The sequence below is a fragment of the Rothia sp. HMSC072B03 genome, assembly GCF_001809565.1.
Classification (GTDB): domain Bacteria; phylum Actinomycetota; class Actinomycetes; order Actinomycetales; family Micrococcaceae; genus Rothia; species Rothia mucilaginosa_A.
On sequence record NZ_KV797968.1, the window covers coordinates 159027 to 173110 of the forward strand.

Here is a 14084-nt window from a genome sequence, read left to right on the forward strand (position 1 = left end):
AGCCAAGTTAGATGACGTAGGATTTACTCCTGTTGATTCCAACAAGGCCCCGTAGCGCAGTTGGTTAGCGCGCCGCCCTGTCACGGCGGAGGTCGCGGGTTCAAGTCCCGTCGGGGTCGCTCTGGCCGCGTAATTTCAGATGAGAGATCATCGAAAGACGCGGTCATTGCGTATCTAAAACAAAATACGCAAGGCTCTGTAGCTCAGTTGGTAGAGCGTACGACTGAAAATCGTAAGGTCACCGGATCGACGCCGGTCGGAGCCACGAAATCCGCCTCCAGGCTTCTACAGTGGGGCGGGTTTTGTTTTTAAAAAACTTTGCGGTTGTAGATACTGCAAAACCGCCGAAAAGGCGGCATCTTGGGAATAAAACCCTGAGATGCCGCCTTCTTCTATACAGTACGGACCCACCGCACTGCTGCGGATAGCTCCTGTAGATAGCTCCGCGCCGGAACCTAACCGGATAATTCCTGCGCACAGGCACACACATACACGATGGCCAGCAGAAAGGATCACTGCACCCATGACCGCTCAGAATCCCAGCTCACAGCCTCCGGAGAGCTCACCTCAGATTCCGAGCTCAGCCCAGATTCCCTGGGCAAAAAATTCTGCCGCTGACAGCAACCCCGCAGGCGGAATTCGCTTCGAGAACATCACCAAGAGCTACCCGAGCCGAACCGGCGAACCCACCACGGTACTGCAGGACCTGAATCTGCATATCCCCGCCGGTCAGATTACCGTGTTCGTCGGCCCCTCCGGATGCGGTAAAACCACTAGTCTGCGCATGATTAACCGCATGGTAGAGCCCAATAGCGGCACCATCACCATTGACGGTGTGAACGTGCACGAAAAGAACCCCTACGAGCTGCGCCGCGGCATTGGCTACGTCATGCAGCAGGGCGGTCTCATGCCGCACCGCACCGTCGCACAGAATATTGCCACCGTGCCGCGTCTGCTCGGTGCCTCCCGCAAACAGGCGCAGGCTCGCGCCCTCGAACTGCTTGAGGTCGTCGGTCTGGATTCTTCGTACGCTAAGCGCTACCCCTCCCAGCTTTCGGGCGGTCAGGTGCAGCGCGTTGGTGTGGCGCGTGCTCTCGCCGCCGATGCACCCGTCCTGCTGATGGACGAGCCGTTCTCCGCGGTGGATCCGGTGGTGCGCACCGACCTGCAGAAAGAGCTGCTGCGCCTACAGGGGCAACTCGCCAAGACGATCGTGTTCGTCACCCACGACATTGATGAGGCGCTTCTGCTCGGCGATACAATCGCCGTCTTCGCGGAGGGCGGCCGCCTCGCACAGTTCGGTACTCCCGAAGAGATTCTCTACAGCCCCGCCGATGATTTTGTGCGCTCCTTCGTGAGCCGCTCCGTTGCCGGTCTGCTGGACGAGCAGACGGTGCGCCAGGCGCGCGCACGCCGACTTGCCGCCTCCCGAGAAGCGCAGAATGGTGCGGTAGAAGGCGAGAAAAGCGAATGAGTCTTCTAGAAAATAGTGTGCTGGCGGCGCCACCTCTCGCCGCAAGCGACATGCATTGGGAGTGGGTCGCCACCAATAGCCAGCGCATCCTCGAACTGACCCTCAGCCACCTCTACCAGGGCGTCGTGCCCGTCGCGATTGGTGCCCTCGTCGCGCTGCCGGCCGCCTACTACGCGAGCCGCCGCCGCGACCGCGGTTCCGAACGCCGCATCGGTGCGCGAACCCTCATGCACCTCTCCTCGCTGCTGTACACCATCCCCTCAATCGCACTGTTCGTGCTGATGCCGCTCATCCTGGGAACCTCAATTATTTCCCCGCTGAACGTGCTCGTTGCCCTGAGCGTCTACTCCTTCTCGCTCATGGTGCGCTCCGGTGTGGATGCCTTCGACTCCGTACCCGATAGCGTGCACGAATCTGCACGGGCCCTCGGATACACGCCCCGACAGGCGCTGATGGAGCTCTACCTGCCCCTTGCTACGCCCGTCATTATGGCGGGAATCCGCGTGGCAACCGTCGCCAATATTGCGATGGTATCCGTAGGCGCCCTCATCGGTGTGCCCTCGCTCGGCACGCTCTTCACCGACGGACTCGCACGCAATATCCCTTCGGAGATTCTCGCTGGCGTGGTTCTCAGCCTGCTGCTGGCGCTGGTCCTCGACCTGCTCCTTATCCTTCTGACGAGGGCACTTACGCCCTGGCAGGCGGCTACGGTTATGAACCGCCGCAGCCCCGAAAGGAAGGCATAACCCGTGAACGTCATAGAACGAACCCTCGCCTACCTCATGGACGGCGCCAACTGGCAGGGAAGCACCGGAATTCTCGTGCGCCTGCTCGAACACTTGAGCGTCACCGCCCTCGCCACCGCCTGCGCGGCACTCATCGTCGTGCCTCTTGGTCTCTGGGCTGGGCACCACCGACCCTCCGACGGCACTAACCGCCGCCGTAGCAACCTGCTCATGAGCGCCGTAGCCGCCACTCGCGCGCTACCCGCGCTCGGTCTGCTCACCATCCTGGCGCTCTGGCTGGGCGTCTCAACCCTGCCCGCCCTCATCGTGCTCATTATTATTGCGGCGGCACCCCTGCTCGCCGGAGTCCTCGAAGGCCTCGCTGCTGTGCCGGAAGACCTTGTGGACGCAGCCCGCGCCCAAGGCCTGACCGAATGGCAGATTCTGACCCGCCTCGAAATCCCGCTCGCCGCCAACATGATGCTCGGCGGGCTCCGCTCCGCACTCGTGCAGGTCATTGCAACCGCGACTATCGTCGCCTACCTGAGCGGCGGAACCCTCGGCAGGTACCTCTTCGACGGGCTCGCCGTGCGCGATTACCCGCGCATGCTCGTCGCAACCCTGCTCGTGGCGCTTCTCGCCTTCGCCGTGGACGCGCTCATGGGCCTCGTGCAGCGTGCGCTCACCCCCGCGGAGCTCACCATCAACCGGAAGAAGGCATGAACCCGATGAATCAGGCACCTAAAACCTTCTCACGTCGCACTGCCCTAACCGCCGCCGGAGCGCTCGGCATGGCGGGTATTCTTAGCGCCTGCGGGCTCAGCGGCGATAAAGTCTTCAGCGGCGAACACGAAGGAATCATCGTTGGCTCAGCGGCCTTCGCCGAATCCCAAATCCTCGCCGAAATCTACGTCGGAGCCCTCGCCCGGGCGGGATTCAACGCCCGCACCCAGCTGAGCATCGGCGCCCGCGAGGCGTACCTGGGGGCACTCGCCTCCGGTGCGGTGGACGTTATCCCGGACTACTCCGGAAACCTGCTGCTTTACCTGGACCCGAAGGCTACAGCTAGCACTGCGCAGGAGATTCTGCAGGCGCTACCCGCCGCCCTTGGCACGCTTAAGGCGGGCGACTCAGGAGCGGAAATTCGCGCCCTGAACGCCTCCGCGGCGGAGGATAAGGACTCCCTCGTGGTCACTGCGCAGACCGCCCAAAAGTACGGTCTGCGAACCCTTGAAGATCTCGCCTCCCGCTGCACGAATCTGAAGCTCGGCGCCGCCCCGGAGTTTGCCGAGCGCGCCTACGGCATCCCGGGTCTGAAAGAGAAGTACGGATGCGTTCCCGCCGAGTTCGTGCCCCTCTCGGATGGTGGCGGCGCGCTGACCGTCAAGGCACTGTTGGATGACACCGTGCAGGTGGTTGACCTCTACTCGACTACCCCCGCGATTGAGCAGAATCAGCTGGTGGTGCTGGAGGATCCGAAGAACATGATTCTGGCTCAGCAGGTGCTGCCCATTATCAATACGTCGCGAGTTCCCGACTCTGCGGCGGAGGTTCTGAATCGCGTTTCGGCGAAGCTCACTACCGCCGATTTGCGCACTCTCAATGACCGTGTTTCGGGTACCTCTAAGCAGGAGCCCGCGCAGGCGGCTGCTACCTGGCTGAACGAGCACGGCTTCTAAGAATCCGCCTGCAATTCCGATAAATTCCTCTACAGGAATGGGTATAAACAAAACCGACCTGGGAATATTCTAGAAATAGAATATTACCAGGTCGGTTTATATCATCCCGCCCCACAGGCCAGGGGAGAGGCGCGGAACCGCTTTTAGCCCTCAACCAGCAGCGCAAGCGCCTCGTAGGGGCGCAGGCTCAGCGCCACCGTCTCAGCCGAATCAGATACAGCAGAATCCGCCGCAGTGGAGTCGACCGCAGAATTCTTGTAATTACACACCAGCACGCGACCGGAACGAACAAACTCAGCCGGAACCTCAACCTTGGTCGGCTCACCGTAGAAGTTCGTCAATACCAGCAGGCGCTGCGCCGGGCTACCCTTCTCAGCTTCAGCGGGAAGCTCACGCAGGTACGCAAACACCCGCTCGTGATCCAACGCGTAGGGCGCGTACGAACCCACAGAGATGACCGGGTACTGCTTACGCAGGGCAATCAGGTTGCGGTAGTAGGGCAGAATCACGCCGTCACGTTCCTCATCCTCCACCGAAATACCGGCACCGGTCGCCGCATCACGCACCGGGGCGGGAGCCATCCACGGCGACGTGGAACCGAAACCAGCGGTCGCCGGATCCGCGGTCCACTGCATCGGCACACGCGAATTATCGCGAGCCTTCGACGCCACAATCTCCAGCGCCTGCTGCTCGCTCAGGCCGCGCTCACGCAGCATCGCGTAGGCGTTGTGCGCCTCCACATCCACGTACTGCTCGATCGAGGAGTAGACCGGGTCAATCATGCCGATTTCCTCACCCTGGTACACGTACGGGGTGCCGCGCAGCAGGTGAATCACGGTCGCCAACATGGTCGCCGACTCGGCACGGTAACGCTCAACGTCACCAAAACGGTTCAGCGCGCGCGGCTGGTCGTGGTTATTCCAGAACAGCGCGTTCCAGCCGCCGCCGGCCTGCATACCCAGTGCCCAATCGTTCAGAATCTGCTTCAACTCGGCAAAACGGAACGGCACCTTCGACCACTTCTCGCCGTTCTCGTAGTCCACCTTCAGGTGGTGGAAGCTGAACACCATATCCAGCTCGTGGTTTGCCGGGTTGGAGTAGCCCACGCAGTTCTCGATGCTGGTCGAGGACATTTCGCCCACGGTCACGGTGTCATCATGCTGACCGAACGAGGCGCGGTTCAGCTGCTGAATACGGGTGTGCACAATCGGGGTGTCGGTGTACTGTGCCTTGTCCACGCTGCCTTCGGGGGCGTCGAGCAGCTCTTCACCCTTACCGATGACGTTAATGACGTCGAAACGGAAACCGCGCACGCCCTTCTCGTACCAGAAGTTCACGACCTTAAACAGCTCGTCGCGCACAACCGGGTTGTACCAGTTCACGTCCGCTTGGGTGCGGTCGTACAGGTGCATGTAGAACAGAGGAGTGCCGTGCTCATCCGTGTACTCGCCGAAACGGGACCAGCAGGGGCCGCCGAACTTCGACTCCCAGTTGGTCGGTTCACGCAGCTGACCGTCCTCGGTGTATTTGCCGGGGCGAATGTAGAAGTAGTCCCAGTATTCGCGCTCGTTGGCGAGCGCACGCTGGAACCATTCGTGCTCGGTCGAGACGTGGTTGAGGACCATGTCGAACATGACGCCCACACCGTGCTCGGCGAGGGCGGCGATCATCTCTTCGACATCCTCCATGGTGCCCAGGTCGGGGTTAATGGCGTAGTAGTCGGAGATGTCGTAGCCGTTGTCGTTCTGCGGGGAGGCGAAGAACGGGTTGAACCACACCATGTCCACGCCCAGGGAGGCAATGTAGGGCACCTTCTCGATGACGCCGCGCAGGTCGCCGTAGGCGCCACCGGCGGAGGAGTAGAATGACTTGGGGTACACCTGGTAGATGACGGAGGACGCGAAGTCCTTGCCGCCTGCCGGGGTGAGTGATGCGGTGGGTGCCTGTGTCATGGAAACCTTCTGAAATATATGCAGGGTTCAGCGTGTATAAAAGCGTGTATAAATCAGCGTGTTGGCAACGAACCGCGTCGGTGCTACATATGCGCAGCGAGGTTCGTCCGCGGCAGACACAGACGCCTGCCGCCTCCCGGTGCGTTCGCCGCTTGAATATCGCCGCCCGCAACCTGGGGTCATTCCAGATTAGGGGGCATAATGGGGTGATGCCCCCCATCTACCCCAAAGGGGGCAATTCTGCCGCAGATCCGGCACAACTCCGTGGCCTCAGCCCTCCCACCGATAGGCGGTTGCAGGCTCGTGCGCGTTTCGATGCATGAAACCAAAGTGACCCTGAGCTGAAGAGCGTTGGACGCCGCGCGTAAAATCAGTACTTGCATCACTACGGAAGGTAAAACAATGCCAGAACTGCGTTCACGTACTTCAACTCACGGCCGTAACATGGCTGGTGCCCGCGCCCTGTGGCGTGCCACCGGCATGGGCGATGACGATTTCGGTAAGCCCATTATTGCTATCGCGAACTCTTTCACCCAGTTCGTGCCCGGTCACGTGCACCTGAAGAACATGGGTGAACTGGTCGCCGGCGCTATCCGTGAGGCTGGCGGCGTCGCCAAGGAATTCAACACCATCGCCGTTGATGACGGTATCGCGATGGGCCACGACGGCATGCTGTACTCGCTGCCTTCCCGCGATCTGATTGCTGACTCGGTCGAGTACATGGTGAACGCGCACCGTGCCGACGCGCTGGTCTGCATCTCTAACTGTGACAAGATCACTCCCGGTATGCTTCTGGCGGCAATGCGCCTGAACATCCCCACTATCTTTGTGTCCGGCGGCCCGATGGAGTCCGGCGAGGGTATTGAGGGCGTTGTTGAGCACCGCCTCGACCTGATTGACGCCATGGTGATGGCTGTTAACGACAGCGTCAGCGATGAGGCGCTCGCTCAGGTTGAGAAGAATGCCTGCCCGACCTGTGGTTCCTGCGCGGGTATGTTCACCGCGAACTCCATGAACTGCCTGAACGAGGCGATTGGCCTGGCGCTGCCCGGTAACGGCACCACTCTGGCTACCCAGGTGGCTCGTAAGGAGCTGTTCCTGGACGCTGGCCGCCGCATCGTGGAGCTGGCTAAGCGCTACTACGAGCAGGATGACGAGTCGGTTCTGCCCCGCTCCATTGCCACCAAGGAGGCGTTCGAGAACGCTATGGCGCTGGACGTGGCGATGGGTGGTTCGACCAACACCGTGCTGCACACCCTGGCGATTGCTCACGAGGCGGGTGCCGACTTCACTCTGGATGACATTGACCGCATTTCGCGTCAGGTTCCCTGCCTGGCGAAGATTGCCCCGAACTCCACTAAGTATCACATTGAGCACGTGCACCGTGCCGGTGGTATCCCCGCCCTGCTGGGTGAGCTGAACCGTGCCGGCCTGCTGCACAAGAACGTTCATTCTGTTCACGCTGATTCGTTGGACGAGTGGCTGGACGAATGGGATATCCGCGGCGGCAAGGCCAGCGAAAAGGCCAAGGACCTCTTCCTGGCAGCCCCCGGTGGCGTGCGCACCACCCATGCGTTCTCGACCGCGAACAAGTACGAGTCCCACGAGACTGACTCCGAGAACGGTTGCATCCGCGCCGTGGAGCACGCGTACACCAAGGACGGCGGCCTGGCGGTCCTGTACGGCAACATCGCCCAGGACGGCGCAATCATCAAGTCCGCTGGTATTGATGAGGAGCTGTTCCATTTCAAGGGTCGCGCTTTCGTGGTTGAGTCGCAGGACGAGGCTGTGTACGAGATCCTGTCGAAGAACGTGAAGGAAGGCGACGTTGTCGTCATCCAGTACGAGGGCCCGAAGGGCGGCCCGGGTATGCAGGAGATGCTGTACCCGACCTCTTACCTGAAGGGCCTGGGCCTCGGTAAGAAGTGCGCACTGATTACTGACGGTCGTTTCTCGGGTGGTACCTCTGGTATTTCGATTGGTCACGTCTCCCCGGAGGCGGCTGCTGGCGGCGCTATCGGCCTGGTGCAGACCGGCGACGAGATTGAGATTGACGTGAACAACCGCATCCTGCGTGTGAACGTTTCGGATGAGGAGCTGGCTGCTCGCCGCGAGGCGAAGGGCGCCGCACCGTGGCGTCCGACCAAGCCGCGTGAGCGTCACGTGTCGAACGCCCTGAAGGTGTACGGCATGCTGGCCGCATCCGCCGATAAGGGTGGCGTGCGCATCCTGCCCGAGGACGCATAAACCCCTCACGTATCGTGTGAGAATTTAATATTCTTGCCCCTAAGGGTCGGTGCTCTGTTCTGCAGTTTTTCTGCGGGGCGGGGTGCCGACCTTTTTAACGTTTTTGAGAGTCCGGTGCGGCGTATTGCCTTGTCAAGGCTATTGCAGTAGGGTGTAGAAGGGTATTTAGGTATCCGATTCACCGACTCAGCACAACCACTCAACACAACGCAATTCGCAACCCTCACGAGGACGTATTCATGGTTACCCTGCCCGCACGCGCACAGCGTGCCTTTACTTGCCGTGCCCTGGCGGCTCTTGCCTGCATCGGTGCGCTCGCTTTGAGTTCTTGCTCTGCCCAGCCGCAGGCTGATGATTCTGAAACCGCCCCGATGAAGGTGGCGACTTCTTCCGCGCCCGTGGACGCTAAGACCCTGTTCACCGCGGCGGATGGCTCCTGGAAACCGAATACCGTGCAGATTGCTGCCGGCTTGGATTCCCCTGCAACCTACGATTCGGTGGCGACCCCCACGAATGAGCCGAGCACCGACGCCGAGTACGAGGCGGCATACGCCACGGCGAGCGGCTCCGTGAGCACTATCGATCCTGGTACTCGCTGTGGCGTGACGAGTCTGCTGGGTGGTTCCGCCGGTATTTACGTGTATGACGGTTCGGATTGCGCGAAGGCTCAGGAGGCGGTGCGCCTCTTCAACAGCCGCAAGAACCAGGACGGCGCGGCGAGTGTTGAGTGGTACCAGTGCGCTACGAAGGTGCAGGGCCGCGACTACATTACGGGTGCCTGCTTCACGCAGGGTGGTAGCGTTGAGAAGCCGCGCCTGGCGCTGATTCCGGCACAGACCCGCATGCTGTCGGGTACGCTGACCTTCGCTGAAGCGTACGGTGGCGGCACTTTCGGTCAGGGTGAGCAGACGAAGACTGTTGAGGCGCTGCGTTTCACCAGCCCGGACTCTAAGGTCGCGTGTTCGGTGACCCCGTCGGGTGTGGACTGCCAGGCGCTGGTGGGCGTGACCCTGCAGGGATGGGATGCCGCAACCGGTGCCCCGCAGCAGCGAGTGCACCTGAGCAAGGACACCGCGGAGGCTTCCCTGGTGGGTCAGACCTCCAGCCCGGAGCCGGTGAATACTGAGGGTATTGTTGCCCTGTCTACCGGTCAGGTGGTGACCGCGTACGGGTACACCTGCAAGTCGGTGAATACCGGTAAGGTGCACTGCGTGAGCGAGGGCAACGGTTTCACCCTCGACTCGGTTGAGGTCGGCCTGGAGCGTCACTAGCGGGTGCGCTCGCCTTCGGGACTTAACACACGGTGCCCGGCACCCCTCAGCGGAAGGGGTGCCGGGCACCGTATGTTTAGATGCTGCTTAGCGGAAGTTGACGATACGCACGTCCAGCTCGGAGGCGAGCAGCGGCTCCCATGCGGCGACGGCCTGGGTGAAATGCTCGGTGGCCATGTGCACATCCAGTAGAGCCTGGGACTCCCAACGCTCGATGAAGGCGAACTCGGTTTCGGAGACGGCGCCGAAGTCGTAGCTGACGTTGCCCTCGTCCTTGCGGCTGGCGGTCACGAGCGGCTCAATGGTCTTGAGGAACTCCTCGACGTGCTCGGGCTTGACGGACAGTCCTGCGTAGACACCAATCATGGTTTCTCCTTTGGGTGGGGCGGCTGGTGCCGCATCGTTGATGACTCTCTTACGGTACACCTTTGGGGCGGCGGCGTGGTTCAGGCACGGCGGATGTCCACCCCGGGGGAGGGGGCGGCGGCCGGCCCTTCGCTGACTGGAAAAAATCTCACAAATGTTTGCGACTCCTCCAGCTTCGACCTATAAAAGAAAGGTAAGTCAATCCGCACGCATGAAAGGAGAAGCGGAATGGTAGTCACGGGAGGTGACCGCGTTGGTATTTTCACCGGCTCATATCAAACGATGCGCCCTGACCTGGGAAGCGCCCGACTATAGTGCTTCCTACCCGGCCGGATACACCGATCAGGGAGTTGCCGTCATTGCGGTAGCTCAGGAACACCGCCAGGCGCAGGGTTTTTGCTACTCGGCGCTGTCGACGGTGGTTTTTATTTCGAAGCAGGACGGCACCCGCGCCGTCATTAATGAGGAGCCCCTGCTCTTTCAGCACACTCATTCGCTCATGGAGTCCTGCGATGAGGTGCATCCCCGTCTGCTGGGCCGAGCCGTGTTGGCCGCCTGGGATCACATCCCGGAGCAGTACCGTTGCAACCTTGTGACGATTGCGGCCGATCGTAAGCATCTGAAGCACCTGTTCCGGGATTGCGACCACCTGAAGACGATTATGGAGTACCGCGCTTTTGAGAAGGTGCTGGACCCCTACGATAATCACTCCCTGGGTGAGGTGCACGTGAAGCTGGCCGGCACCCCCGCCTACGAGCGGATGCAGGCCGAGGTCACCCGTACGCGCGAGACCGTGGATGACATGGTGCACGACGCTCTTGCCCCCCGCCCGCTTGAACAGCTGGAGGATTACAGCGTCTTTACGGACTGCTCGTTTCGTTCCACGCACAACAAGAAGTACCAGCGCGGTGGCCGCATGGGCATCGCCGGAGTGAGCGAGGACGGCTTTTACTTTCACTCTCACTATGACGGCGTGAATATCATGACCGGAGAGCTGTCGGCCGTGCTGGCCGCATATACCGTGTTTCACAGCGGTTCGCGCCGCCTGATTATCAATACCGATTCCTTGGGCGCCATCACCTTCGTGTTGCGCCTGGCGCACAGCCGCTGGACCTTCGAGACCTGGGCCTCCGAGGGTGTGCAGGATGAACGCGTGGTCGCCCAGATGCGCTCCCTCACCGAGGCAATCCGCGAGAAGCGCGTGCTGGTTAAGCACGTTCCGGGCCATACCGGTCACGGCCTGCAGGAGAGCAGCGACTCCGTGTCGAAGATGCACCGGCACTTTCCCGGACAAATTGTTGATAAACGGCATCAAAGCGAATTTAACCAGCGCTGTGAGTCGATTATTACCGCTCTGGCAGGGTGCGCGAAGGCGGTTCGCCTGATGGCTCCCGACTGGGTGCAGATTAAACCCTCTTCAATTCACGCGGGAAACCGTTTGTGGCGTTAGAATAGAATTGGGTAGAAATGAACGCGCGATGCGTCCACCGCATAGAATCTATGCGTCGAGTGGAGGCCTCGCGTGTTTCTTATACCCTTTTTCTGCCCAGCGCTTCCGAATGGGGTGGGTGCAGGCAGGCATAGAATTGGGGGAAGAATTTCTGAATCTCCCGATTTTTAGCGGGCACGCACTTCACTTATTTTTGGGACCCTTTATGCCTTTTCAGCTTCCCGACTCTTCTCTATCTATTCCGCTGGTGGTGCTGTATGCGCTGACGGTGTTTTCGCTGGTGCTCTTTATCTGCCTCTACCTGCGGGAACGCCGTAGCGTGTTTGTCGGCTGGTTGCTGATTGCGACCGTGGGGTTGCTGGGTACGAGCTTGGGCGTAACGGCGATTGTGGCAGAGAACCAGATTTTGCTGGTGTTGGCGTTCCTCATTGTTATCGTTCCGGCGATCCTTTCGATTTTTACGCCTTTGGGTTTGACCGGTCTTTTCCTTTATAGCGGTGTGCGTCTTATTGTTCGTGAGGGTTTTTCGCTCACTAATTCTTTGGCATTGGCTGCCGGTGTTGCTCTTATTGTGGGCCCGTTCTTTGCTCCCGGTCCGGCGGAGAACACTCCGTTGGGCGGTGTGTGGGGAACAATTTATTTCTATTTTTCGCTGGTGCTGACCTATTTCACCATCTACGCGGTGGGCTTTACTGTGTCGGCAGTGTTGAACCTGGTGAATTTCCGTCAGCAGGCTGACTATGTGGTGGTGCTCGGCTCGGGTCTCATGGGGGATCAGGTGACTCCGCTGCTGGCGGGTCGTATCGATCGCGGCATTGAAATTTACCGTAAGAACCCCGGCTCGAAGCTGATTATGTCTGGCGGTCAGGGCCCGGATGAGGATGTACCCGAGGGCGTGGCGATGACTCGCTACGCTGTATCCCGTGGTATTCCCGAGACGGACATTATTGTGGAGGACCGCGCGGTGAATACCCGCGAGAACCTGCTCTTCTCTTACGCTCTGATGCCGGAGGTTGCCGAGGGCAAAACCCCGAAAGTTGCTGTGGCAACAACCAGCTACCACCTGTTCCGTGCGTTGCTGCTGGCGCGTTCGCTGGGCCTGAAATGCTGGGGTGCGGGGGCTCGTACGAAGGTGTATTTTGCGGTGAACGCTTTTATTCGCGAGTTCATCGGCTATTTGAGCATGACGCGCCGCCGCCACATCATTACTTTGAGCCTGTGCACGGTCCTCTACATTGCGGTGGTGCTCTTCGTGTGGTGGATGCACTCCGCAGGTTTGGTGGGCCCGGGCGAGCCGATCTAGCCTCCAGCGGCGGCTCTAGCTTGTAGCCCGGTGCATCCTGCGATAGCGCCTCATACAATAAAACTGCCCACCCGGGGTTATCCGGGTGGGCAGTTTTATTTAGAGGAGAGATGACCACAATCGGCAGAGGTTCTCAATCACCTTGATGCGGCGCGGACGCTCAGCCCACTGGGTGTACAGCAGCTCGGTGCACTTGCTTTCGTAATCGGCCGTGACCTCCTCAAGCATGGTGACCATGGCGCGGTCAGTAATAAAGGTGGAAACCTCCATGTTGAGCGAGAAGGAGCGCGGGTCCATATTCGAGGAGCCGATGAACGCCAGGTCGTCGTCCACGAACATGAACTTGGAGTGCAGCACGGTCGGGCTGGGGTACTGCAGGATGCGCACACCCGCCTGGAGTAGCTGCTCGTAGTAGGAACGCTGCGCCATGTTGGGCAGGAACTGATCGCCCTTTTCGCACACGATCACGGTGGTTTCGATGCCGGAGTAGGCGGCGTTGGTGAGTGCCTGAAGCAGGGTTTCCTCGGGCACGAAGTAGGGCGAGCAGATGGTGATGCGCCGGTCGGCGTTGTAGATCATGTAGTTGATGAGGCGCAGGTTGTTTTCCGTCTCGAAACCGGGGCCGGAGGGCACAACCTGGGCACGCATCCCATCACCCGCATAGGGGATATCCGTGTTAATTTCGGCGAGCAGCAGCTGGTTCGTCTCGGAGTACCAATCGGAGACGAAAACGGCGTTGAGCTCTTCAACGATGGGGCCGGTGCAGGAGAAGGTCAGGTCCTTCCACTCCAAGCCCTTCTTAATGTTTTCGGGCATGTCGTAGGAGCGGTGAATAGCGTTCTGCGAACCGGAGAACGCGACGCGTCCGTCCACGACGAGGACCTTGCGGTGGTTACGCAGGTCGGGTCGCTGCCACTTGAGTTTCCACGGTTTGAGCGGCAGCATGAGGCGCCACTGCATACCCGAGTCGTTGAGCATTTTCACGAGTTTCTTATAGGACGGGTATTTGCAGGAGCCGATGTGGTCGATCAGCACGCGCACCTGTACACCGCGTTCGTGGGCTGCGAAGAGGGCGTCCCAGAGGACTGCGCTCGCCTCGTCGTAGGCGGTGATGTAGAACTCGAAGTGCACGTATTTGGTGGCGCGGTCGACTTCTTCCGCCATGGCGACCATTGCCTCGTGGTTGTCGGTGTGGAGGGTGAATTGGTTGCCGCCGACCAGGGGGAGTGAGCCCAGGGTGTAGTTGAGCTGGCTGGCTGCCTTTGCGGGGTCGGAGAGGTCGTCGGTGCGGGTGAGGAAGGGCTTGTTCTCGCTGACTTCGCGGATCAAGTCGTTCATGGCGTGCTGCCGGGCGCGTCGGTACGCGGGCAGGCGTGAGGAACCGAAGACGAGGAATGCGATGAACCCTACGAAGGGGATGAAGAAGATGGCCATGAGCCAGCCCAGGGCAACCACGGGTTTGCGGTTGTAGGGGAGCCAACAGAGGGCTGCGAGTCGGATGAGGATATCGGCTATGCCGAGGGCGAGGCGTAGCCAGTCGGGCAGGAAGTCGAGGTAGGCGGGGGCAAACAAGTTCATCCCTCTATTATGCCGGTATTTCGTGTGGGGCGGGGGGGG

At 60.5% G+C, this 14084-nt stretch carries 11 protein-coding genes and 2 tRNA genes; 10 read left to right on the forward strand and 3 right to left on the reverse strand.

Translation table 11 applies throughout. The features are described from left to right. The first annotated feature begins 45 nt into the window (after window positions 1-45). The 6 genes from HMPREF2630_RS02940 (at window position 46) to HMPREF2630_RS02965 (ending at window position 3878) form a co-directional block, all read left to right on the forward strand. A tRNA-Asp gene (locus HMPREF2630_RS02940) sits at window positions 46-119 on the forward strand. 73 nt (window positions 120-192) lie between these two features. Further along, window positions 193-265: transfer RNA gene (locus HMPREF2630_RS02945), tRNA-Phe, on the forward strand. 258 nt (window positions 266-523) lie between these two features. Further along, entirely contained in the window at window positions 524-1474 is a 951-nt protein-coding gene (locus HMPREF2630_RS02950) for an ABC transporter ATP-binding protein (protein WP_049342742.1), read from the forward strand. Further along, a complete protein-coding gene (locus HMPREF2630_RS02955) occupies window positions 1471-2220 on the forward strand; it encodes an ABC transporter permease (RefSeq protein ID WP_049347289.1) in 750 nt (249 codons plus the stop codon). The genes HMPREF2630_RS02950 and HMPREF2630_RS02955 overlap by 4 nt, the downstream gene beginning before the upstream one ends. Window positions 2221-2223: 3 nt before the next feature. After that, entirely contained in the window at window positions 2224-2922 is a 699-nt protein-coding gene (locus HMPREF2630_RS02960; RefSeq protein ID WP_049347288.1) for an ABC transporter permease, read from the forward strand. A gap of 5 nt (window positions 2923-2927) precedes the next feature. Next, complete coding sequence (locus HMPREF2630_RS02965) at window positions 2928-3878, forward strand: ABC transporter substrate-binding protein (protein ID WP_070483386.1); 951 nt, start codon at window positions 2928-2930, stop codon at window positions 3876-3878. 143 nt (window positions 3879-4021) lie between these two features. Here HMPREF2630_RS02965 and HMPREF2630_RS02970 read toward each other — a convergent pair whose 3' ends face one another. Beyond that, a complete protein-coding gene (locus HMPREF2630_RS02970; protein WP_070483300.1) occupies window positions 4022-5830 on the reverse strand; it encodes an alpha,alpha-phosphotrehalase in 1809 nt (602 codons plus the stop codon). A 402-nt stretch (window positions 5831-6232) separates the two neighbouring features. Here HMPREF2630_RS02970 and ilvD point away from each other — a divergent pair, with 402 nt between their 5' ends. Together ilvD and HMPREF2630_RS02980 are read left to right on the forward strand one after the other, a co-directional pair. Beyond that, window positions 6233-8077, forward strand: a complete 1845-nt coding sequence (gene ilvD, locus HMPREF2630_RS02975) for a dihydroxy-acid dehydratase (protein WP_070483302.1) — start codon at window positions 6233-6235, stop codon at window positions 8075-8077. 239 nt (window positions 8078-8316) lie between these two features. After that, window positions 8317-9348, forward strand: a complete 1032-nt coding sequence (locus tag HMPREF2630_RS02980; protein WP_049342737.1) for a hypothetical protein — start codon at window positions 8317-8319, stop codon at window positions 9346-9348. Window positions 9349-9435: 87 nt separating this feature from the next. On the opposite strand, the gene HMPREF2630_RS02985 is transcribed toward HMPREF2630_RS02980, so the two are convergent. After that, window positions 9436-9714, reverse strand: a complete 279-nt coding sequence (locus HMPREF2630_RS02985; RefSeq protein WP_049342736.1) for a putative quinol monooxygenase — start codon at window positions 9712-9714, stop codon at window positions 9436-9438. 244 nt (window positions 9715-9958) lie between these two features. Here HMPREF2630_RS02985 and HMPREF2630_RS02990 point away from each other — a divergent pair, with 244 nt between their 5' ends. Beyond that, a complete protein-coding gene (locus HMPREF2630_RS02990) occupies window positions 9959-11164 on the forward strand; it encodes an RNase H family protein (RefSeq protein WP_246822744.1) in 1206 nt (401 codons plus the stop codon). A gap of 205 nt (window positions 11165-11369) precedes the next feature. Further along, complete coding sequence (locus tag HMPREF2630_RS02995) at window positions 11370-12467, forward strand: YdcF family protein (RefSeq protein ID WP_239663094.1); 1098 nt, start codon at window positions 11370-11372, stop codon at window positions 12465-12467. A gap of 99 nt (window positions 12468-12566) precedes the next feature. Here the strand turns inward: HMPREF2630_RS02995 and cls are convergent, their stop codons facing one another. Next, window positions 12567-14045, reverse strand: coding sequence for a cardiolipin synthase (gene cls, locus HMPREF2630_RS03000; RefSeq protein WP_070483304.1), 1479 nt, complete (start codon window positions 14043-14045; stop codon window positions 12567-12569). Between the last annotated feature and the right edge of the window lie 39 nt (window positions 14046-14084).